Here is a 20319-nt window from a genome sequence, read left to right on the forward strand (position 1 = left end):
GAATCAACCCGGCACGGCGCCGGGCGACGGGGCTGTCGATGGCATCCCGTTCCGATGCGGCCCCGGCCCGGCGTGGGTGCCCGCCGCCCCGGCCTCCGGTTCGTCCGTCTCGCTCAGGGCCAGGCAGACGATCCCGGCCAGGATCGCCGTGCCGCCCAGGATCTGCGCCCAGCCCAGGTGCTCGCCGAAAAGCGGCACGGCGAGCACCATCACCACCAGCACCTCCAGATGCGAGGCGGCGAAGGCGGGGCCGATCGGCGCGTGCCGGAGCAGGGCCATCCAGGTGAAGAAGGCGCCGAGATAGCCGCACAGCGCGACATAGACCCAGGGCTGCGCCAGGACCCGGCCCAGCCAGGCGAGGTCGGCCGTGACCGGCAGCGCGCCCATGGCGGCATACTTGAAGCTGATCTGCGCCAGCGCGTCGAAGGAAAGCAGCAGCAGGAAGCCCAGCAGGTAGAAGCGCCGCATCAGCCGATTCCCACCACCGCCACCCCAAAGGCGACGAGCAGGATGCCCGCCACCCGCAGCCGGGTCAGAGCCTCGCCGAACAGGAAGCGCCCGGCGATCATGATGGCGATGATGTTCACCGAGCCCAGCAGCACGCCGTCCGACAGCGGCACCAGGGACAGGAAGGCCAGCCAGACCACGAACTCGGCCACATAGCAGCCGAGGCCGAGCCAGAGCCAGGGCCGCGCCGCCATCGCCCGCCAGCGTGCCATGCCGTCGCCGCCGGTGCGGGCGGCCGCCTTGAAGGCCAGTTGCCCGCCGGTGTCGAGCAGGATGTTGAGCATCCAGAAGGTGAGGATCATCGCGGACATGGGGAACTCCGTGCCGGCTGCGCGGCGCGCCATGCCAGGGGCGGCGGTGCGCCGCCCCTGGCGTCACAGGAAGCGGGCAGCGCTCAGGCGACCAGCATCTCGCGCAGCGTGGCCTCGGCGGCCTCAAGCGTGCGATCCACGTCGTCCTCCGTATGGGCGAAGGAGACGAAGAGGTTCTCGTAGGCTCCCGGGTGGAACAGCACGCCGCGCTCCAGCATCCCCTCCCACCAGTGGCGGAAGGCGTCGTGGTCGGCATGGCGGGCCGCGTCGCGGTAGTTGCGGATCGGCTCGCGCGAGAACCAGAGCTGGAAGACCGGGCCGAGGCCGACGACATGGGCCGGGGCGCGCAGGTCGCGCACCAGGCGCTGCAGCCCTTCGCGCAGACGGTCGGAGACGCGGTAGAGGCGTTCGTACATGCCGGGCTGGGCCAGTTCGTCCAGCGCCGCGTTCGCCGCCGCCACGGCGATGGCATTGGCGTTGTAGGTGCCGGCGATGGAGACGCGGCCCTCGGCCACCAGCGCCATGATGTCGCGCCGGCCGCCCATGGCGGCGACCGGGAAGCCGCCGCCGAGGCCCTTGGCGAAGACCGATAGGTCCGGCGTGACGCCGTAATGCCCCTGCGCGCCGGTGAGGCCGATGCGGAAGCCGGTGATGACCTCGTCGAAGATCAGCAGCGCGCCGTGCTTGCGCGTCAGGTCGCGCATCGCTTCCAGGTAGCCGGGCTCCGGCAGGATGCAGCCGGTGTTGCACATCACCGGCTCGGTCAGCACGGCGGCGATGTCGTCGCCCTCGCGCTCCAGCGCCTCGCGCAGCGCGGCGATGTCGTTCCAGGGGAGGATGATCAGAGACTGGTCGATGCCCGCCGGCATGCCGGGGCCCTGCGGCACCGGGCGCGGCGCGGCATCGGGGCCGGCACGGCCCAGATCCGGGTGCTTGCTCCAGTAAACGCCGTCGGAGAAGCCGTGATACATGCCCTCGAAGCGGATCACCTTGCGCCGGCCGGTGAAGGCGCGGGCGAGACGCACGGTGTAGAGCACGGCCTCGGTCCCGGTGTTGCAGAGGCGGACCTGCTCCACGCTCGGAATGGCGGCGATGATCTTGCGCGCGAGATCGGTCTCCTCCGCCGCCGGCAAGGCGAAGACCGTGCCGCGTTCCTGGATGCAGTCCACCACCGCCTGGGTCACGCGCGGCGGCCGGTGGCCGAGCAGCATCGGGCCAAGGCCGAGCAGGTAGTCGATGTACTCGTTGCCATCGACATCGGTCAGGCGCGCGCCGGTGCCGTGCGAGATGAAGAGCGGATAGGGGTCCCAGCCCGACCAAGTGGCGCGGGCGGTGCTGTTGACGCCGCCGGGGATCACTTCGCTGGCCTTGGCGAAAAGGGCGGCGCTGGTCCGGCTGCGGTCCGGGTTCTGGTAGCTGAAGGTCATGATGTCTCGTGTCTCAGCGGATACCGATCTGCCGCGCCCCCCGGGTCGCCGCGCCATCGGGGTACGGGACCGGCAGGCCGGGTGGGCAGGCCATTGCAGGTGCTGTTCCAGCCGTGATGGCAGACGGGAGAGAATGAGGGATCACGAAACAATGAATTGATTCGGCGGGATTTTATGGGCGGCATGGCGATATCCCGGCTTGGCAGGCAGGCTCGGCTGACCGGATGCCGGACCCCGCATTCCGGGGATAGCTACAAGATTTGTAGCTCCGGAACCGCTCGTCCGGGGGCCTCTGCCGTCGGTTTCCCCAGGCTGGAGGCTGTTTTCCCCTTCAGGCACTCGATGGCACGCGCCTTGCGCTAGCGACACCACCCGCCCTTGATGAGGCCAGCACGGTGTCCGCAGAGTTCCAGGTCTATATCGACTTCGACGGCACGATCTCCCTCCAGGATACGACCGACCTCCTGCTGGAACGCTTCGCCGACCCGGCCTGGCTGGATGTCGAGGCCGAATGGCTGCGCGGCGCGATCGGCTCGCGCGAATGCCTGCGCCGGCAGGTGGAGCTGCTGCGCCTGACGCCGGAAGCTTTGGACGGCTTCATCGCCTCGGTGCGGATCGATCCCGGCGTGCCGGCTTTCATGGCCTTCTGCCGGGCGCGGGGCCTGCCGGTGACGGTCCTCTCCGACGGGCTGGACCGCGTGGTGTCTGGCGTGCTGCGCCAGGCCGGGCTGGGCGAGCTGCCGGTGCTGGCCAACCGGCTGGAGCGGGTGGGCGCGGAACACTGGGCGTTGCGCTTTCCCCATGCCCGCGCCGAATGCCGGGCTGCATCCGGCCATTGCAAATGCGCCCGCCTTACCGGCCCGGCCGGCCTGCCGGGACTGCTCATCGGCGATGGGCGTTCCGATTTTTGCGCCGCGGGCGAGGCCGGGTTCGTCTTTGCCAAGAGCCGCCTGATCGCCCATTGCGAGGCCGAGGGCATTGCGCACCAGCCCTTCCGCGACTTCGCCGAGCTGCTTCCGCGCTTCCTGGCCTGGCTGGAGAGCCGCCCGCACCGTGCTCCGAATGCCCCGCTGGCTGTCCCCGCGAAGGGCCCGCACGGCTGGCGGGAGCGCAGCCTTGCCTGAGACCCTGTCGATCGGGCCTGGCCGCGCCTGTTCCGGGACAGGGGCGGCACGCCCGCCCGTGCTGGTGCTGGATCTGGTGCCTCCCTGACGAGCCAGCCCGGCCTCGCCGGGCTGCTGCGCGACGGGCGCGCGATCCGCATCGGGGCGCGTGACCTGGCACCCCGGCTGCGCATCGTCGCCGCCTGCCGGCCGCTGGCCCGGCTGCGGGAAAGGCTGCGCGAGGCGGCGGGGGCGGAGAACGTCCCCGGCACCATCGCCTTCTACGGCTCCGGCGACTTCCATCACCTCGCCACGCTCTTCCTCGCCCGGCTGCGCGAGAAGGTGACGCTGCTGCATTTCGACAACCACCCGGACTGGGTGCGCTTCCCGGCCACGGTGAACTGCGGCGCCTGGATCAACCGGGCGCTGGAACTGCCGCAGGTGGCACAGGTGGTGACCATCGGTCCGGCCGGGGAGGACCTGGTCCGGCCGCAATGGAAGGGTGCCAATCTCCGCGCCCTGCGCGAAGGGCGGCTGGAGGTGCATGCCTGGCGCGGCATGGAAAGCCGCTACTGGGGACGCCCCTTCGAGGCGCCGGGCTGCCGCGCTGGCGGTGGCCGCATCGCCTGGGATTCCCTGGCCGATGCCTCCTGGGACGGCTTCCTGGAAGCGCTGGATGCGCGGCTGCCCGGCCGCCCACTCTGGTTTTCACTGGACAAGGACGTGCTCGGCCCCAACGAGGCGCTGACCAACTGGGAGCAGGGCGGCATGGCGCTGTCGGCGATCCTGGGCGCGGTGCAGCGGCTCGGCCGCCGGCGCGGCATCCTGGGGATGGATGTCTGCGGCGACTACTCGCCGCCGCGCTTCCGCGACCCGTTCCGCTGGCTGCTGTCCGCCACCGACCGGGCCACCGTGCCGGAGCCTTCCGCGGCCGCGCTTGCCGTCAACGACCGCAGCAACCGCCGTATCCTGGAGGGCTTCGGCGCCCTGCCGGGAACGGCCCCTCCCCTCCCCCTTCCTTCCGAACGGCTCCTTGCCGCCCAAGGCCCTTCCGCATGATCGTCGACCGCAGTTGCTTCCTCCGGGGCCGGACCAGGACCGGCGTGCTGCTGATCCATGGGCTGGGCGGAACCCCGGCCGAGATGGCCCATCTCGGCCGGAGCCTCTACGGGACCGGCGCCCATGTGCTCTGCTGCCAGCTTGCCGGCCATTGCGGTACGGAGGAGCAACTGGCCAGGACCGGCTGGCGCGACTGGTACGACAGCGTCGAGGCCGCGCTGACCCGGTTGCGCGAAAGCTGCGACACGGTGATTGTCGGCGGCCTGTCCATGGGGGCCGTGCTGGCTGCCCGGCTGGCACGCGAGGAGCCGGAACGGGTCCAGGGGCTGGTCCTGCTGGCCCCGACCCTCCGCTACGACGGCTGGGCGATGCCGCGCTTCAGCTTCCTCCTGCGCGGGCTGGTGCATCTGCCCTTCGGCCGCCGCTATCGCTTCCGGGAGCAGGAGCCCTTCGGCATCAAGGACCCCCGCATCCGTCGCTGGGTCCAGAAGTCCTTGAACACGCCGGGCAACCTCGATGCCGGACTGGAGGCGACGCCGGCCCTGGCGATCCGGGAGATGTGGCGGCTGGTCGCGGACATGCGCGGCACCTTGCCGGAGATCCGCCAGGACACGCTGCTGATCCATGCGCGCGAGGACGACGTGGCGAGCCTTCGCAACGCCTTCCACTTCCAGCGCCATCTCGGCGGCCGGGTGGAGACGCTGGTGCTGGAGGACAGCTACCACATCATCACGGTGGACCGGCAGCGCCAGATCGTGAACCGGCGCGTGGCCGATTTCGTCCGTCAGGCCGGTGGGTGGGAACTCGCCCCGCTTGCCGCGAAGCCGGAGGTGGTCTCGGACAATGATGCGGCCCATCTGTGCGATGCTGTCTGAGGGGGGCCTGCTGCCCGGTTCCGAGGGGTTCGGCCATGACCCGGGCGCCGGTCTGCGGGCCAGAATCCTGCCCGGCATCCATGCCCTGCCGCGCGAGGCCTGGGAGTCCTGCCTGCCCGGCGAGGCGGAGAGCTGGGCCTACCATGCCGCCTGCGAGGCCGGGGCGTTGCCGGAGTTGCGGATCGGCGCGGCGGCTGTCCATGACGGACAGGGGCTGGTGGCGGCCGTACCGCTGTTCCGCATGTCCTACCGCCTCGATACCCCATTGCAGGAAGGCTCCGGGCGGCTGGGGCGCGGCCTGGCCCGGCTGCTCCGCCCCGTGGCGCAGCTCAGGCTGCTCGCGGCCGGCTCCCCCTTCACCGAGCGCTGCCACCTCGCCCTGCGACCCGGGCTGACGGCGGAAGGGCAGGCCGCGGCGCTGCGGGCCCTGCTCGGGGCGCTGGAGGGGGAGGCCCGCGCGGCGCGCGCACCGCTCCTGGCCTTCAAGGACCTGGATGCCGGGGATGCCGCGCGGCTGGCGCCGGTGCTGGAGCCCGCCGGGTTCCAGCGCATCGCCAGCCTGCCGGTCGCCGTGCTGGATCTGGGCACAGGAGCGGGCGGGATGGAGGCCTATCTCGCCTCCCTGTCCGCTGGCACGCGCAAGGACCTGCGGCGGAAGCTGCGCAGCGCCGGGGCCGTGCGCATCGAGCACAGGGAGCATCCAGGGGAACTCGCCGCAGCGATCGAGGCACTCTACGAATCCACCCGGCGGCAGAGCGGCGTGCATTACGGGCCCTTCGAGGAACTCCCCCGGGACTATTTCCGCGCCGTGGCCGAGGCCCTGCCGGGCCGGGCACGCTTCGTGCTCTACTGGGTGGGCGGGGAGCTGGCGGCCTTCAACCTGCTGCTGCTGGAAAGGGACCGCGTCATCGACAAGTTCCTGGGCATGGCCTACCCCCTGGCACGGCAGCATAATCTCTATGCCGTGAGCTGGGCGGAGAATGTCCGCTTCGCCCTGGAAACGGGACGCCATCTGCTGCAATCCGGCCAGACCGCCTATGCCTCCAAGTTGCGTTTCGGAAGCCGTCTGGAGCCCTGCGCCATCTTCGCCCGACACCGTAATCCCGTACTGAACCGTGCGCTCCGCCTCGCCGCACCCTATCTGGCCTTCGACCGCTGGGACCCTGATCTACGCGATCAGGGCGCGCGTTCCGCTGTCCGGGGGTGATGCCCGGACGGTGCGGAAACCCGCCGACGCGATGCCGCCTGCCTGGAAGCCGGGGAACCACGGGCAGGGCCTCCGGCCGCGCCCATGGGACCGGCTTCGGGGCGCGGTCTTCCCGAAGGTCAGGCTGCGCTGGCAACTGACCTTCGCCTTCATGCTGGTGAGCGTCATCCCCGTGCTGCTGGCGAGCTATGTCGCGGCGGAAATGATCTCCTCGCGTTTCGAGCGCAGCCGCGAGCGCTGGCTGAACGACACCGCGCGGCTCATCGTGAGGCAGTTGCTGGAGGCAGAAGAGGAGGCGCGGCTGGCCACCGCCATCTTCGCCAACAGCCTGACCCATGCGCAGACGCTGGAGGGCGGCCTCGCCGGATTTTCCGCGGATCTCCTGGTTTCCACGGGCTACGACCTGGTCGCCCTGTACGACCCGGACGGCCATGTGGTGCTGAGCCAGGGGCTGTCCGGCGACACCGCCTGGCTTCCCCGGCAGGACGGGGCCGGGTTCTACATGACCATGGCGGGGGGCACGCCGGTGCTGCTGCTCGGCTCCTCCCACCGCTTCCTCTTCGACGGGCGCCCCTATATCGCCTTCGTGGCGGACAAGGTGAACGACCGGCTCATCGCGGCCGCGCAGACGATCTCCTCGCTGCAGGTCAGCTATTTCGGCGCCCGGGGCACGCCGGCGCTCAGCTTCTCGAAGCGGGAGGGCCTCCCCGGCTTCTCCGTACCACTCGAGGCCCTCGCCCGCCTGGAGGCCGGCGAGCAGAGCGTTTCCGCCATGGCCCTGCCAGACGACAGGCTGGCCAGCGGCTTTGCCGCGCTGCGCGACCGCCAGGGTGCGCTCGTGGGGATCATCGCCGCGCGCCTCGCCAGCAACACGCCGGTCCTGTCGAATCTGGGCCTGCTCCAGCTCTTCGTCGTCCTGTCGCTCTGCTCCGGGCTGCTCTCCTTCGTGGTGGCGCTCGTCGTGTCCGCGCGGATCTCCCGGCCGGTCAGGGACCTCACCGCCGGCCTGCGGCAGGTGGCGAGCGGCAACTATGCGACCCGTGTCCGGGAAAGCGGAGACGGCGAGCTGGCGGAACTGACGGGCGGCTTCAACGCCATGACGGAGCAGCTGGAGCGGCTGCGCAGCATGGAGGCGGAAATGCGGCGGCGGGAGACGCTCGCCACGCTTGGCGAGGCCGCCACCACCATCGCGCACGAGATCCGCAACCCGCTGGGCATCATCAAGACCTCCAGCCAGGTCATCCGGGGCCGCGACGGGCTTTCGCCCGGGACCGAGCGGCTGCTGGACTTCGTGCTGGACGAGGTGAAGCGCATCGATCATCTCGTGCAGGACCTGATCGACTATGCGCGCCCGCGTGCCCTTCGCCTGCAGGTACTGGACCTGGCGGACGACGTGATCGCTGGCGTGGCCGATTTCGCCGAGGCGGAGCTGAGCCGCCGGGGCATCACCTGCGCGATCCTGAAGCCCTCCCTTCCGGTCAGGATCGCCGGCGATGCCGAACTGCTGCATCAGGCGTTCCTGAACGTGCTGATCAATGCCATGGAGGCGATGCCGGACGGGGGAGAGATCACCATCCGGGTGTCGCGGGAGGCGGCAGTCGTGCTGGCGAGCGTGGAGGACACGGGCAAGGGCATCGCCCCGGAGATCGTGGACCGGCTCTTCGATCCCTTCGTGACCAGCAAGCTGCATGGCACCGGCCTGGGCCTCGCCCGCGTGCGCGCCGTGGTGGAGAGGCATGGCGGCCGCATCGAGGCCGATAACCGGATCGGCGGCGGGGCCCGCTTCGTCTTCCATTTCCCCCTCGCCGAGGAGAAAGGTGATGGCCTCCTCCATCCTGATCGTTGACGACGAGGCGAGGCTGGCGGAGGTGCTGGCTGTCGGCCTCGAAGGGCGCGGCTTCGAGGCAGCTTTCGCCTGCTCCGCCGATGCGGCCCTCGGGCATGTGGCCGCGCAGCGCGTGGATCTCGTGCTGACGGATCTGCGGATGCCGGGGCTTTCAGGGCAGGAGCTGCTGCGGCGGCTGCGGGCCGAGCACCCCGGCCTGCCGGTCGTGATCATGACAGCCTATGCCAGTGTGCGCGACGCGGTGGAGCTGGTGAAGGAAGGCGCCTTCGACTATGTCGCCAAGCCCTTCGACCTCGACGAGGTGGTGACCACCATCCAGCGCGCCCTGCATGTGCAGCAGGTGGAAAGCGAAAACCAGCGCCTGAGGCAGGAGCTGGAAGGGCGCCACGACTTCTCCAACATGGTCGGCCGGAGCCCGGTTTTCCAGCAGGCGCTGCAGCAGGTCGCCGAGGTCTGCGAAAGCCGCGCCACGGTGCTGCTGCAAGGGCCAAGCGGCACGGGCAAGGAGCTCTTCGCCCGTGCCGTCCACTACAACAGCGACCGGCGCAAGCGGGGCTTCGTCGCGGTGAACTGTGCCGCAATCCCCGAGGCGTTGCTGGAAAGCGAGTTGTTCGGCCATGTGAAGGGCGCCTTCACCGGCGCCATTGCCAGTCGCGACGGCCGCTTCACCATGGCGCATCAGGGCACGCTGTTCCTGGACGAGATTGGCGACATGCCCCTCGCCATCCAGGCGAAGCTGCTGCGTGCTATCCAGGAGCAGTGCTTCGAGCCGGTCGGCAGTACGCGGACCATCAAGGTGGATGTGCGCATCGTCGCCGCGACGCATCGCGACCTGCGGCGTGCGGTGGAAGACGGCCGGTTCCGCGAGGACCTGTTCTACCGCCTGAATGTCTTCCCGATCAATGTGCCACCCCTGAACCAGAGGACCGGCGACGTGCCGCTGCTCGCGCAGCGTTTCCTGCAGCAGCACGCCGCCTCGATGGGCAAGCGCATTTCCGGCTTCAGCCCGGCGGCGCTGGCGGCCATGGAGAGCTATGACTGGCCGGGCAATGTGCGGGAGTTGCAGAACTGCGTGGAACGGGCGGTGATCGTGGCGCGAGCGGAGATCATCGACCTGCCGGATCTGCCGCGCTATCTCTTCGAGACCCGTGTACCGTCCGCGTCCGCGGCGCGGCTGCCGGGGGATCTCGACGCCGAACTGACGCGGCTGGAACGGGAGATGATGCTGGAGGCGCTGCGGCAATCAGGGGGCGTGCAGGCACGCGCGGCCGAACGCCTGGGCATCAGCGAGCGCAGCTTCTGGCATCGCATGAAGAAGCTGGAGATCCGGATCGACCGTCATCTTCGGGACGATCGGACGGAGCCGGGCGCTTAGCGGGACGGTGAGGCCGCCAGACGGGACGACCGGTGCTTCGAGGCCAGAGGCCGGGGACATGGCCGACCCGGCCGTCCTGGCTTCGGAGATTGACAAGTCTCTTTCAGGAAAAGGCTTGGCGGGCATCGGAATCTTCATGACATCGGGCGTGAGCAAAGATCGAGTCAGCCGTTATTATGATCGGCTCGTAGCTTCCCAAGCATCGGCCTTTATATGATAATGACATTCGTTTGCACTTTCCCGTGAACGTGAAGCGGGCCGTCTCAGCCAGTCTCGTCCGGAGTGGAGGATAGATGACACACGAGAACAGTACGGAGCCAGCTTTCCGAACCGAAACGGACTCCATGGGAGAGGTTCAAGTTCCGGCCGATCACCTCTGGGGCGCCCAGACGCAGCGGTCGCGCGTGAACTTTCCCATCGGCGTTGACCGCTTCCGCTTCGGCCGCCCGGTGATCCGCGCCCTGGGTATCCTGAAGAAGGCCGCGGCCCAGGCCAATGCCGAACTCGGCCAGATCCCGCGCGACAAGGCCGATCTGATCGTGCGCGCGGCGGACGAGGTCATCGCCGGCCGCTGGGACGCCGAGTTCCCCCTGGTCGTGTTTCAGACAGGCTCCGGCACCCAGACCAACATGAACGCCAACGAGGTGATCGCGAACCGCGCGATCCAGATCGCCGGTGGGCAGGTCGGATCGAAGAAGCCGGTGCATCCGAACGACGATGTGAATCACAGCCAGTCCTCGAACGACACCTTCCCGACGGCCATGCACATCGCGGCAGTGGAAGTGCTGACGGGCACCACGATTCCGGCTGTGCAGCAACTGCGTGACACGCTGGACGCCAAGGCGCGGCGATACGAAGGGATCGTCATGGTGGGCCGCACCCATCTGCAGGACGCCACCCCGGTGACGCTGGGCCAAGTGATCGGCGGCTGGGTGGCGCAGCTGGACGACGCCGTTGCGACGCTGGAGCATGCGCTGAAGGGCCTTCTCCGCCTGGCGATCGGCGGGACCGCGGTGGGCACCGGGCTGAATGCCGACCCTCGCTTCGGCGAGACCGCAGCCCGGTTCATCGCGAACGAGACGGGCCACCCCTTCATCTCCGCACCGAACAAGTTCGCCGCCCTGTCGGCCCACGACGACCTCGTGAACACCAGTGCGGCCCTGCGCACGCTGGCCGGCGCTCTGATGAAGATCGCCAACGACGTACGCTGGTATGCCTGTGGTCCCCGCGCAGGGTTCGCCGAGCTGCGGATCCCGGAGAATGAGCCGGGTTCCTCCATCATGCCGGGCAAGGTCAACCCGACGCAAAGCGAGGCGATGACAATGGTCGCCGTGCAGGTCTACGGCAATGACGCAGCCGTTGCGTTCGCGGGCAGCCAGGGCAACTTCCAGCTTAACGTCTACAAGCCTGTCATGGTGCACAACGTGCTGGAATCGGCCGAACTGATCGCCGATGCCTGCCGCGCGTTCGACGAGCACTGCGCTCGCGGCATCGAGCCGAACGAGGAGCGCATCCGCGAGCACCTGGACAGTTCACTCATGCTTGTCACCGCACTCAACCCACATATCGGCTACGAGAAGTCGGCCAAGATCGCGATGACTGCATACCGCGAGAACACGACCCTGCGCGCAGCGGCTTTGAAACTTGGCCATGTCACGGACGAGCAGTTTGACCAATGGGTGCGCGCGGAGGACATGACCGGGCCAAAGCCATAGGCTTCGGCTTCTGGCCTGCTTCCGCCCCTGGTTGGATCGGAGGTCAGGCCAGCCTATGTCCCGGTCGCCAAACCTCCTTGACGGCTTCAGCGGTGGGATGCGCCTTGGTAGTGTCCTCAGGTCCAGCATGTTCTTCCGCTTTTTCGGGCCTGGCACGGGCGAGGTCGTCCTGGTTGTGGGAGGGTTTCTTCCGGCCCCGGCATCCGAAGCGAGGTTATGCGGGGGTCAATGCCGCTTGTGGGTGCGGCCGCATCAGGCATGCTGTTCCCGGCAGAGCGGACGCCGTCTCCAGCGCCGCTTGCTGATGCCGGGCTGGCCCTGGGACTTTCCCGGATCCAGCCCGAGCCGGAGGCCGCGGAACGTCGGGCATCAGTGCTGCTCGATGGCTTTCCGCAGGGCACGCCGGAACCCCTCGTCGCACAGCCATAGTCCTCCCTGCCCCGAGAGACGCGCGCCAGCCCTGCCCCGGTGATGCGCACCGGAGACGGCAAGGCAGCTGCTGCGAAGGTCCGCGTCTTGTTGCGCCGCAACAGAAAGTCGCGCTGAGGACCATAGCGTGCGCCACGATATGCCAGCCCTGCTCGCCGCCTCCTGAAGCCAAAGCACTTGGCAGTGGCCGCATGGCCCCAACTCAGGCCTGCTATCGAAGGGTGTGCCGGGGAGGTGTGTAACGGGAGCACAAATTCGGCTTGAAGTGCGACCAGGAATCACTAATGTGGATGCATCGATGTGATTGCAACGGTCCGGATTGACAACGGAGCCGAGCTCATTAGGCGGCGGACTGGGGAGGTTCAGCATGTTTCTGATGAACAATTGGTATGTGGCTGGCTGGGAAGCGGACCTTCAGCCGGGCAGTGTTGTAGCCCGACGCTTCCTGAACTTGCCCGTGGTGCTGTTCCGAACCATGGCGGGCGAGATTGGTGCTCTTGAGGATCGCTGCTGTCACCGCGCCATGCCGCTCAGCAGCGGCGTCGTCGAGGGTGAGGCTCTCCGGTGCTTCTACCATGGGCTTGAATTCGCAACGAACGGTGCCTGCACCAAGGTTCCCGCGCAGGACAAGGTCCCGAGCTCCGCGCGTGTGCGAAGCTATAAGCTGGTGGCACGAAATCATGTGCTTTGGATCTGGATGGGCGACCAGGAACAGGCCGACGAAGCCCAGATCCCGGCGTATGAGGTGCATGACAATCCAAGGTGGGCGTGGACGCCATCCTACTTCCACCTGCAAGGCAACTGGCAGCTCCTGATCGAAAACCTGCTCGACCTGTCGCACCTCTCTTATGTGCATCCCAAGACGATCGGCGGAAATCCGGCGATCCACTTCCGCGCGCAGATGACCACCACGCGTACCGAGCGAACGGTCCGGGTCGAACGCCGGATGCCAAACTCCGCGCCGCCACCGACCTATGTGGCAGCGAAAGGGTTCACTGGTCTGATCGACCGCTGGCAGGAGATCGAGTTTGAGCCGGTCCTGATTCGCATCAACACCGGCGGGTGCGATGCCGGCACCGGCGCTTATGAAGGTCGTCGCGACCAGGGCTTCTCGATGTCGGGATTCCACGGGATCACGCCGGAGACGGAAAGCACGACGCATTACTTCTGGTCCATTGCGACCGATGCAGTCGCGAACGGCGTTCCCGAGACTGTCTTCCGGCAGACCTACGATACCTTCGTCGAGGACCGGGCTGTTCTTGAACAGCAGCAGATCCGACTCAGCGAAGACCCTCTGCGGCCGAAGGTCGATATCGTCAGCGACGCGGGTGGCAACCATGCACGCCGGATTCTCGCGCGGCTGATGGAAGCCGAACGTACGCAGGTTGCGGCGGAATAGCATCCATGCTCCAGCCCTGGCTTACGCTTCGCATTCTGCGCAAGCAACGCGAAGCCGAAGACATATTCTCCTTCGATCTGGCGTCGCGTGACGGTGAGGCTCTTCCGTCCTTCGACGCTGGATCCCATATCGATGTGAAGGTCGCGGAAGGGATCGTGCGGCAGTACTCGCTGTGCAATTCGCCGGACGACCGTCGCCTCTATCGCATCGCGGTCCTCCGCACGCCGGATTCTGCTGGAGGAAGCCGCGGCCTGACGGAACGCTTCGAGGAAGGAGACTTGGTGGAGGTGGGTGCGCCCCGCAACCTCTTTCCTCTTTCTGCTTCGGATGGGCACAGCATGCTCTTTGCAGGCGGCATTGGCATCACACCGATCCTCTGCATGGCGGAGCGTCTGGCCCGGACCGGGAAGTCATTCGAACTGCACTACGCTGGCCGCTCCCGCGGCCGTATGGCCTTCCTGCGAAGCATCGATGGGGGACCGCTGGCTGGTTTCTCCCATGTCTACTGCGATGACGAACCGAATCAGCCGCGCCTGGACCTTGCAGGGCTGCTTTCCGGACATGCGCCCGATACCCAGCTTTACGTGTGCGGCCCGACGGGCTTCATGAGCGCCGTGCTGGACACCGCGAAAGGCTTGGGCTGGCCGCCGGAACACCTGCACCGCGAGTACTTCGCGGCGCCTGCTGCCACGCAAACCGGTGCGGATACGGCCTTCGAGGTGCAGGTCGCCAGTACCGGCGCCAGGTTCCTGGTGCCACCAGAACGCTCGGTCGTGAGCGTGTTGGCAGAACACGGCATCGAAGTGAATGTCTCCTGCGAGCAGGGTGTCTGTGGCACATGCCTGACCAGGGTGCTGGATGGAGAGCCGGACCACCGGGACCAGGTGCTCACCGACAGCGAGCGTTCGGCGAATGACCAGTTCACGCCCTGTTGCTCGCGGGCACGGACGCCAGTGCTGGTGCTCGATCTATGAGGCGCTCAGGGCCGCTTATGGGGCGCTGGAGCTTCCGGCTCATAGGCATTGACAGCCGGAACGTTTGTCATGAGGCGGCGCAGGAGCTGCAGAAGCAGACGACGCTCCTCCGCGTTTACCCCCTTCATGAGCAGCGCTTCTCGCGCCAACGCAACTTTCAAGACACGGTCATGAAGCGCCCGGCCCGCGGGCGTCAGCCAGATCAACTTGCGCCTCGGGTCCGTCTCGTCAGGCTCCGAGCGCGTGTATCCAGCCTGGAACAGGACATTCTCCGCCCGGCTGATAGCCGACTTGTCGACCCCCGTGGCATCGGCGACGATCTGAAGTGTCAGGCCATCGCCCTGAGCCAGCATGGTCATCAGCCGCCATTCGGCAACACCGATCCCGAAATGCTCGCGGTAGGTACGCGACGCCCCTGTGGCCAGGGAGTTGGAGAGACCTGTGATGAAGAACGGGAGATAGTTCTCAAGGTCCAGCACCGGTCCGTTCTTCGAGCCGTGCGCCATACGAGCCAGATCCTTCCTACCTTAGGGGAAGGGAATAAAAGCGTATGACGAGGCTGATGACTACCGACCTCTTTGCCCTGGCCGTGACGCTGCAGACGATCCGGCGCCGTGGAGATGTTTGTGTCGGTGTCCTCGGACAGGACGGACAGCCACTCGACTTGGACGATGCGGCACAGGACTGGCGGGCCTTCGTTCGCTTGGTGACGGACGAGATCTTATCCAACGGCGGCGAATCAACCACGGAGACGGCCGACATCGCCCTGGTGCGAGGGACAAATTCCTATCGCCAGTTTGTCGCCGGACATCCCGCCTTGGTCCAGCAGGTCAGCGCCGTGGTCACGGTGCGCGACAGTGTCGTTGAGGAAGTATTCGACGAGTAGAGACCAACCGGCACTAAGACCCCGTTTCATAACGGCTGAGCCAGACGCCGGACGAGGATCATGGCGGCGGCGAGGGTGAAGAAGGCGACGGCGGAACCGACGGTGGCCTCGTGATCGCGAGCGAGGCGTCGGCAGCGGCCGAACCAAGCGAAGGACCTCTCCACCACCCAGCGCCTGGGTTGCACGGCGAAGCCTTTCTGGCCGGGTGCGCTGCCGATGATGGTAACGGCGACGGGGGAGGCTCGGGCGACCCGCGGACCGGCGTAGGCGCGGTCGGCGAAGCAGCGGGCCAGGAACGGCCAAGGGCGGCGCGACATGGCCAGGAGGGCCGCACCCCCTCGGCTGTCATGCAGGCAGGCGGGCGAGATGGCGGCGAGCAGGAGCCTACCGTCCGTGTCCACCAGGGCGTGGCGCTTGCGGCCCGTCACCTTCTTCCCGGCATCGTAGCCGCGGACACCTTTCACGCCGACACCGCCCGAGCGGACGGATTGGGCGTCCAACACCGCCGCTGTCGGTGAGGCCTCTCGGCCGACCCGCTCGCGGTCGGCCATGATGAGGGCGTGCGCCAGTCGCTCGAAGGTGCCCCGGCGCGAGAGGCGCAGGAACCAACGGTGCACGGTCCCGGGCGGCGGGAAGTCGCGGGGCAGATGCGCCCAGGCGCAGCCGGTACGGAGCACGTAGAGGATCGCATCGACCACCCGCCGCATCGGCCAGGACCGGGGTCGTCCGGTCTTTGCAGGGCTTGGCAAGAAGGGCTCGACCAGGGCCCACTCGGCATCGGTTAGGCACGTTGCATAAGGCTGGGAGCCGCGCGCAAGCTGCGCGCGGGCGGCAGGGGTCCACATGGGCCACCTCGAAGGACGTCAGACACCCTCCGAACGCGCAGAACTCCCGCCGCTCACCCCGCCTCAGCCGTTATGAAACGGGTTCTAAGTGAGTTGTGAGACCCCGTTTCATAACGGCTGAGCCAGACGCCGGAGGAGGATCATGGCGGCGGCGAGGGTGAAGAAGGCGACGGCGGAACCGACGGTGGCCTCGTGATCGCGAGCGAGGCGTCGGCAGCGGCCGAACCAAGCGAAGGACCTCTCCACCACCCAGCGCCTGGGTTGCACGGCGAAGCCTTTCTGGCCGGGTGCGCTGCCGATGATGGTAACGGCGACGGGGGAGGCTCGGGCGACACGCGGACCGGCGTAGGCGCGGTCGGCGAAGCAGCGGGCCAGGAACGGCCAAGGGCGGCGCGACATGGCCAGGAGGGCCGCACCGCCGCGGCTGTCATGCAGGCAGGCGGGCGAGATGGCGGCGAGCAGGAGCCTACCGTCCGTGTCCACCAGGGCGTGGCGCTTGCGGCCCGTCACCTTCTTCCCGGCATCGTAGCCGCGGACACCTTTCACGCCGACACCGCCCGAGCGGACGGATTGGGCGTCCAACACCGCCGCTGTCGGTGAGGCCTCTCGGCCGACCCGCTCGCGGTCGGCCATGATGAGGGCGTGCGCCAGTCGCTCGAAGGTGCCCCGGCGCGAGAGGCGCAGGAACCAACGGTGCACGGTCCCGGGCGGCGGGAAGTCGCGGGGCAGATGCGCCCAGGCGCAACCGGTACGGAGCACGTAGAGGATCGCATCGACGACCCGCCGCATCGGCCAGGACCGGGGTCGTCCGGTCCTTGCAGGGCTTGGCAAGAAGGGCTCGACCAGGGCCCACTCGGCATCGGTCAGGCACGTTGCATAAGGCTGGGAGCCGCGCGCAAGCTGCGCGCGGGCGGCAGGGGTCCACATGGGCCACCTCGAAGGACGTCAGACACCCTCCGAACGCGCAGAACCCCCGCCGCTCACCCCGCCTCAGCCGTTTTGAAACGGGGTCTAAGCTCGACTTTGGCCATCTGAGGCAGGCGTAGGCGGCGAGGCGGGTGACTGGCTAGGCTGGCGTGTCCCCGCCAAGAGACGCCGCCATGCTTCACCTGCCATCCCGCTTCGCCGCGGTGATCCTGAGCTTTGCGCCGCTGTTTTTCCAGCGCAGCTGGCAACACGCGGAGGTGCTGCTGATCGGGGCTATCCTGGCACCCGGCAAACGTACGGTGACCAGCCTGTTGCAGATCAGCGGGCTCGCGCAGGAGCGGCGCTTCGTGAACTATCATCGGGTGCTCAACCGGGCGGTCTGGAGCCCCCGGGCAGCATCGCGTCTTCTGCTGGCGCACCTGATCACAGCCTTCGCGCCGGATGGGCCGGTCATTCTGGGCATTGACGACACGATTGAGCGGCGCCGTGGCAAGCGGATTGCGGCCATGGGCATCTACCGCGACCCGGTACGCTCCAGCCACGGCCACTTCGTAAAGGCTTCTGGCCTGCGTTGGATCAGCCTGATGCTCTTGGCACCTGTTCCCTGGGCCGGTCGGGTTTGGGCGCTGCCGTTCCTGTCCGCGCTGGCGCCCTCGGAACGGTTTTGTCGCGACCAGGGACAGCGGCACAAGAAGCTCACCGACTGGGCCCGCCAAATGATCCTGCAGACACGCCGCTGGCTTCCTGGGCGGGACATCGTGCTGGTCGGCGACAGCGGCTTTGCAGCCCTGGAACTGCTGGCTGCGCTGACCCGGCACAGGATCACCGGGGTCACGCGCCTGCGGCTCGATGCCGCGCTCTATGACCCGGCGCCACCCCGGCTGCCTGGCACCAATGGTCGGCCCCGTACCAAAGGGGCGCGCCGGCCCAACCTGGCGGAGGTGCTGGTCCGCACCGATACATGCTGGCAGCGCATGGTGGTCCCCCGCTGGTACGGTGGGGGCGAGCGTCACGTCGAGATCTGCTCGGCCACTGCCGTGTGGCGTCATGGCGGGATGCCCATCGTGCCGATCCGCTGGGTGCTGGTCCGCGATCCTCATCGCCGGTTCGAGCCGCAGGCCCTGCTGTGCACCGAGCCTGATCGAACGCCGGAGCAGATCCTGTTCTGGTTCATCCAGCGCTGGCAACTGGAGGTGACCTTCCAGGAGACCAGGGTGCATCTTGGGGTCGAGACTCAGCGACAGTGGTCGGACCTCGCCATCGCCCGCACCACGCCATGCCTGCTCGGGCTGTTCTCCCTCGTCACCCTCCTGGCCGCCCAGCTCAGAACCTCAGAACGCAGAGCCGCAATGAGCAGCGCCTGGTACCGCAAGGACCGTCCGACCTTCAGTGACACCCTCGCCGCCGTGCGGCGGCACATCTGGCGTGAGCAAGGTTTCCTCACATCCCGGCACAGCGGTCACAGCACAAAACCTCGGCGAGCGCTCCAGCACGCCTGGGCTTACGCCATCTGCCACGCCGCGTGATGGCCAAAGTCGAGCTAAGTTATCTACAGCACACCAATTAACAAAGCAGGAGGATAACATGAATGCTGACGACATAGGTCGGCACGTCCGGGAACGCAATATGACGCCGTTCCAGACGATGGTGGTGGGAATCTGCATCTTCATCAATCTTCTCGACGGATTTGACGTTCTCGCCATGGCTTTCACGGCCCCGGCCATTGCGAAGGAATGGGGGCTTCAGCCGACCGAGCTCGGGATCCTCTTCAGCGCGGGTCTGGCAGGCATGGCAACCGGCTCCGTTCTGCTCTCGCCACTCGCGGACCGGTACGGGCGCCGGGTGAGCATATTGATCTGCCTCGCCCTTATGACGCTCGGAATGCTGCTGTCGGCGGCAGTGCAGAGCACAACCCAACTTCTCATCCTGCGATTTGTGACAGGGCTGGGTATTGGCGGAATACTCCCCAGCATCAACACGCTGATCGCGGAGTATGCTTCTCAAAAGCGTCGAGATCTCTGCATCGGTCTGATGACGATGGGTTATGCCGCAGGAGCGACCATCGGCGGGATTGTCGCGGTCTTCCTCATCTCCAATTTCGGGTGGCATTCGGTATTCCTGGCCGGCGGCATACTTTCGGCCGTGACCGCAGTGCTGGTTGCACTGGCTCTTCCAGAGTCCATCGATTTCTTGCTGGCACGCCGTCCGGTCGATGCACTGGGTAAGATCAATAATGCCTTGTCCCGGTTGCAGTTGCCTGTGCTCGACAGCCTGCCGCCAGTGGCCGTGCACGAACGCCATAGGACCGAATTCGGGACGATCCTTTCCGGTACCATGAGGCGCACGACACTCCTTGTCTGCAGCAGCTTCTTCCTGGCGATGATGACCTTCTACTTTCTTCTCAACTGGACGCCCAAGATCCTCGTCGACCTCGGCATGTCCATGGAGGGTGGCATTTCCGGCGCCGTCCTGATGAATATTGCAGGGGTGATCGGGGGGGTCCTGCTTGGCTGGTGTACGAACCGGTTCGGCCTTAGACCCCGTTTCATAACGGCTGAGCCAGACGCCGGACGAGGATCATGGCGGCGGCGAGGGTGAAGAAGGCGACGGCGGAACCGACGGTGGCCTCGTGATCGCGAGCGAGGCGTCGGCAGCGGCCGAACCAAGCGAAGGACCTCTCCACCACCCAGCGCCTGGGTTGCACGGCGAAGCCTTTCTGGCCGGGTGCGCTGCCGATGATGGTAACGGCGACGGGGGAGGCTCGGGCGACCCGCGGACCGGCGTAGGCGCGGTCGGCGAAGCAGCGGGCCAGGAACGGCCAAGGGCGGCGCGACATGGCCAGGAGGGCCGCACCCCCTCGGCTGTCATGCAGGCAGGCGGGCGAGATGGCGGCGAGCAGGAGCCTACCGTCCGTGTCCACCAGGGCGTGGCGCTTGCGGCCCGTCACCTTCTTCCCGGCATCGTAGCCGCGGACACCTTTCACGCCGACACCGCCCGAGCGGACGGATTGGGCGTCCAACACCGCCGCTGTCGGTGAGGCCTCTCGGCCGACCCGCTCGCGGTCGGCCATGATGAGGGCGTGCGCCAGTCGCTCGAAGGTGCCCCGGCGCGAGAGGCGCAGGAACCAACGGTGCACGGTCCCGGGCGGCGGGAAGTCGCGGGGCAGATGCGCCCAGGCGCAGCCGGTACGGAGCACGTAGAGGATCGCATCGACCACCCGCCGCATCGGCCAGGACCGGGGTCGTCCGGTCTTTGCAGGGCTTGGCAAGAAGGGCTCGACCAGGGCCCACTCGGCATCGGTTAGGCACGTTGCATAAGGCTGGGAGCCGCGCGCAAGCTGCGCGCGGGCGGCAGGGGTCCACATGGGCCACCTCGAAGGACGTCAGACACCCTCCGAACGCGCAGAACTCCCGCCGCTCACCCCGCCTCAGCCG

At 67.6% G+C, this 20319-nt stretch carries 19 protein-coding genes; 12 read left to right on the forward strand and 7 right to left on the reverse strand.

From position 1 onward, the window contains the following. Positions 1-3: 3 nt before the first annotated feature. From CTJ15_RS00460 to CTJ15_RS00470, 3 genes are all read right to left on the reverse strand, one after another. Positions 4-468, reverse strand: a complete 465-nt coding sequence (locus tag CTJ15_RS00460; RefSeq protein WP_019462094.1) for a multidrug efflux SMR transporter — start codon at positions 466-468, stop codon at positions 4-6. Next, positions 468-818 carry a hypothetical protein gene (locus CTJ15_RS00465; protein ID WP_019462093.1) on the reverse strand — a complete coding sequence of 117 codons (351 nt, stop codon included), beginning with the start codon at positions 816-818 and terminating at the stop codon, positions 468-470. The genes CTJ15_RS00460 and CTJ15_RS00465 overlap by 1 nt, the downstream gene beginning before the upstream one ends. An 83-nt stretch (positions 819-901) precedes the next feature. Next, complete coding sequence (locus CTJ15_RS00470; RefSeq protein ID WP_075821779.1) at positions 902-2245, reverse strand: aspartate aminotransferase family protein; 1344 nt, start codon at positions 2243-2245, stop codon at positions 902-904. Positions 2246-2640: 395 nt separating this feature from the next. Here CTJ15_RS00470 and CTJ15_RS00475 point away from each other — a divergent pair, with 395 nt between their 5' ends. The 9 genes from CTJ15_RS00475 (at position 2641) to CTJ15_RS00515 (ending at position 14227) form a co-directional block, all read left to right on the forward strand. Beyond that, a complete protein-coding gene (locus CTJ15_RS00475; protein WP_058389470.1) occupies positions 2641-3369 on the forward strand; it encodes an HAD-IB family phosphatase in 729 nt (242 codons plus the stop codon). A gap of 321 nt (positions 3370-3690) precedes the next feature. Further along, entirely contained in the window at positions 3691-4407 is a 717-nt protein-coding gene (locus CTJ15_RS00480; protein WP_099780836.1) for a hypothetical protein, read from the forward strand. Further along, a complete protein-coding gene (locus CTJ15_RS00485; protein WP_019462089.1) occupies positions 4404-5282 on the forward strand; it encodes a carboxylesterase in 879 nt (292 codons plus the stop codon). The genes CTJ15_RS00480 and CTJ15_RS00485 overlap by 4 nt, the downstream gene beginning before the upstream one ends. Then, positions 5272-6489 carry a GNAT family N-acetyltransferase gene (locus tag CTJ15_RS00490; protein ID WP_083755340.1) on the forward strand — a complete coding sequence of 406 codons (1218 nt, stop codon included), beginning with the start codon at positions 5272-5274 and terminating at the stop codon, positions 6487-6489. Before CTJ15_RS00485 ends, CTJ15_RS00490 begins: the two co-directional genes overlap by 11 nt. Before the next feature lie 31 nt (positions 6490-6520). Further along, entirely contained in the window at positions 6521-8335 is a 1815-nt protein-coding gene (locus CTJ15_RS00495) for a PAS domain-containing sensor histidine kinase (RefSeq protein ID WP_099780837.1), read from the forward strand. Next, positions 8310-9710, forward strand: coding sequence for a sigma-54 dependent transcriptional regulator (locus tag CTJ15_RS00500; RefSeq protein ID WP_075821251.1), 1401 nt, complete (start codon positions 8310-8312; stop codon positions 9708-9710). Before CTJ15_RS00495 ends, CTJ15_RS00500 begins: the two co-directional genes overlap by 26 nt. Before the next feature lie 293 nt (positions 9711-10003). Further along, positions 10004-11425, forward strand: a complete 1422-nt coding sequence (fumC, locus tag CTJ15_RS00505; RefSeq protein ID WP_075821250.1) for a class II fumarate hydratase — start codon at positions 10004-10006, stop codon at positions 11423-11425. Positions 11426-12221: 796 nt separating this feature from the next. After that, the gene (locus CTJ15_RS00510; protein WP_051004931.1) at positions 12222-13253 is read left to right on the forward strand and encodes an aromatic ring-hydroxylating dioxygenase subunit alpha; all 1032 of its coding nucleotides are present in this window, start codon (positions 12222-12224) and stop codon (positions 13251-13253) included. A 5-nt stretch (positions 13254-13258) separates the two neighbouring features. Next, entirely contained in the window at positions 13259-14227 is a 969-nt protein-coding gene (locus tag CTJ15_RS00515; protein ID WP_099780838.1) for a PDR/VanB family oxidoreductase, read from the forward strand. A gap of 5 nt (positions 14228-14232) precedes the next feature. Here the strand turns inward: CTJ15_RS00515 and CTJ15_RS00520 are convergent, their stop codons facing one another. Then, positions 14233-14733, reverse strand: a complete 501-nt coding sequence (locus CTJ15_RS00520; RefSeq protein WP_075821247.1) for a MarR family winged helix-turn-helix transcriptional regulator — start codon at positions 14731-14733, stop codon at positions 14233-14235. A gap of 56 nt (positions 14734-14789) precedes the next feature. Between CTJ15_RS00520 and CTJ15_RS00525 the strand changes: the two genes are divergently transcribed. Further along, entirely contained in the window at positions 14790-15113 is a 324-nt protein-coding gene (locus tag CTJ15_RS00525; protein WP_126281720.1) for a hypothetical protein, read from the forward strand. 26 nt (positions 15114-15139) lie between these two features. Here the strand turns inward: CTJ15_RS00525 and CTJ15_RS00530 are convergent, their stop codons facing one another. Both CTJ15_RS00530 and CTJ15_RS00535 read right to left on the reverse strand, forming a co-directional pair. Further along, a complete protein-coding gene (locus tag CTJ15_RS00530) occupies positions 15140-15958 on the reverse strand; it encodes an IS5 family transposase (RefSeq protein ID WP_099780839.1) in 819 nt (272 codons plus the stop codon). 108 nt (positions 15959-16066) lie between these two features. Further along, entirely contained in the window at positions 16067-16885 is an 819-nt protein-coding gene (locus CTJ15_RS00535; RefSeq protein ID WP_099780840.1) for an IS5 family transposase, read from the reverse strand. A 173-nt stretch (positions 16886-17058) separates the two neighbouring features. On the opposite strand from CTJ15_RS00535, the gene CTJ15_RS00540 reads away from it, so the two are divergent. Then, positions 17059-18411, forward strand: a complete 1353-nt coding sequence (locus CTJ15_RS00540; RefSeq protein WP_099780841.1) for a transposase — start codon at positions 17059-17061, stop codon at positions 18409-18411. Positions 18412-18469: 58 nt separating this feature from the next. Continuing rightward, positions 18470-19483: an MFS transporter gene (locus CTJ15_RS00545; protein ID WP_226945886.1), complete on the forward strand. Its 1014-nt coding sequence runs from the start codon at positions 18470-18472 to the stop codon at positions 19481-19483. Here CTJ15_RS00545 and CTJ15_RS00550 read toward each other — a convergent pair. Then, entirely contained in the window at positions 19431-20249 is an 819-nt protein-coding gene (locus CTJ15_RS00550) for an IS5 family transposase (protein ID WP_099780839.1), read from the reverse strand. The genes CTJ15_RS00545 and CTJ15_RS00550 overlap by 53 nt on opposite strands. Positions 20250-20319 lie beyond the last annotated feature (70 nt).

The sequence above is a fragment of the Roseomonas sp. FDAARGOS_362 genome (genome assembly GCF_002754815.1).
Classification (GTDB): Bacteria; Pseudomonadota; Alphaproteobacteria; order Acetobacterales; family Acetobacteraceae; genus Roseomonas; species Roseomonas mucosa.

Bases quoted from the DNA above. Each gene is read 5' to 3' on its own strand.
- CTJ15_RS00460 (WP_019462094.1), bottom strand. From the start codon at position 468: ATGCGGCGCTTCTACCTGCTGGGCTTCCTGCTGCTGCTTTCCTTCGAC.
- CTJ15_RS00465 (WP_019462093.1), bottom strand. From the start codon at position 818: ATGTCCGCGATGATCCTCACCTTCTGGATGCTCAACATCCTGCTCGAC.
- CTJ15_RS00470 (WP_075821779.1), bottom strand. From the start codon at position 2,245: ATGACCTTCAGCTACCAGAACCCGGACCGCAGCCGGACCAGCGCCGCC.
- CTJ15_RS00485 (WP_019462089.1), top strand. From the start codon at position 4,404: ATGATCGTCGACCGCAGTTGCTTCCTCCGGGGCCGGACCAGGACCGGC.
- CTJ15_RS00490 (WP_083755340.1), top strand. From the start codon at position 5,272: ATGCTGTCTGAGGGGGGCCTGCTGCCCGGTTCCGAGGGGTTCGGCCAT.
- CTJ15_RS00495 (WP_099780837.1), top strand. From the start codon at position 6,521: ATGCCGCCTGCCTGGAAGCCGGGGAACCACGGGCAGGGCCTCCGGCCG.
- CTJ15_RS00500 (WP_075821251.1), top strand. From the start codon at position 8,310: ATGGCCTCCTCCATCCTGATCGTTGACGACGAGGCGAGGCTGGCGGAG.
- fumC (WP_075821250.1), top strand. From the start codon at position 10,004: ATGACACACGAGAACAGTACGGAGCCAGCTTTCCGAACCGAAACGGAC.
- CTJ15_RS00510 (WP_051004931.1), top strand. From the start codon at position 12,222: ATGTTTCTGATGAACAATTGGTATGTGGCTGGCTGGGAAGCGGACCTT.
- CTJ15_RS00515 (WP_099780838.1), top strand. From the start codon at position 13,259: ATGCTCCAGCCCTGGCTTACGCTTCGCATTCTGCGCAAGCAACGCGAA.
- CTJ15_RS00520 (WP_075821247.1), bottom strand. From the start codon at position 14,733: ATGGCGCACGGCTCGAAGAACGGACCGGTGCTGGACCTTGAGAACTAT.
- CTJ15_RS00525 (WP_126281720.1), top strand. From the start codon at position 14,790: ATGACTACCGACCTCTTTGCCCTGGCCGTGACGCTGCAGACGATCCGG.
- CTJ15_RS00530 (WP_099780839.1), bottom strand. From the start codon at position 15,958: ATGTGGACCCCTGCCGCCCGCGCGCAGCTTGCGCGCGGCTCCCAGCCT.
- CTJ15_RS00535 (WP_099780840.1), bottom strand. From the start codon at position 16,885: ATGTGGACCCCTGCCGCCCGCGCGCAGCTTGCGCGCGGCTCCCAGCCT.
- CTJ15_RS00540 (WP_099780841.1), top strand. From the start codon at position 17,059: ATGCTTCACCTGCCATCCCGCTTCGCCGCGGTGATCCTGAGCTTTGCG.
- CTJ15_RS00545 (WP_226945886.1), top strand. From the start codon at position 18,470: ATGAATGCTGACGACATAGGTCGGCACGTCCGGGAACGCAATATGACG.
- CTJ15_RS00550 (WP_099780839.1), bottom strand. From the start codon at position 20,249: ATGTGGACCCCTGCCGCCCGCGCGCAGCTTGCGCGCGGCTCCCAGCCT.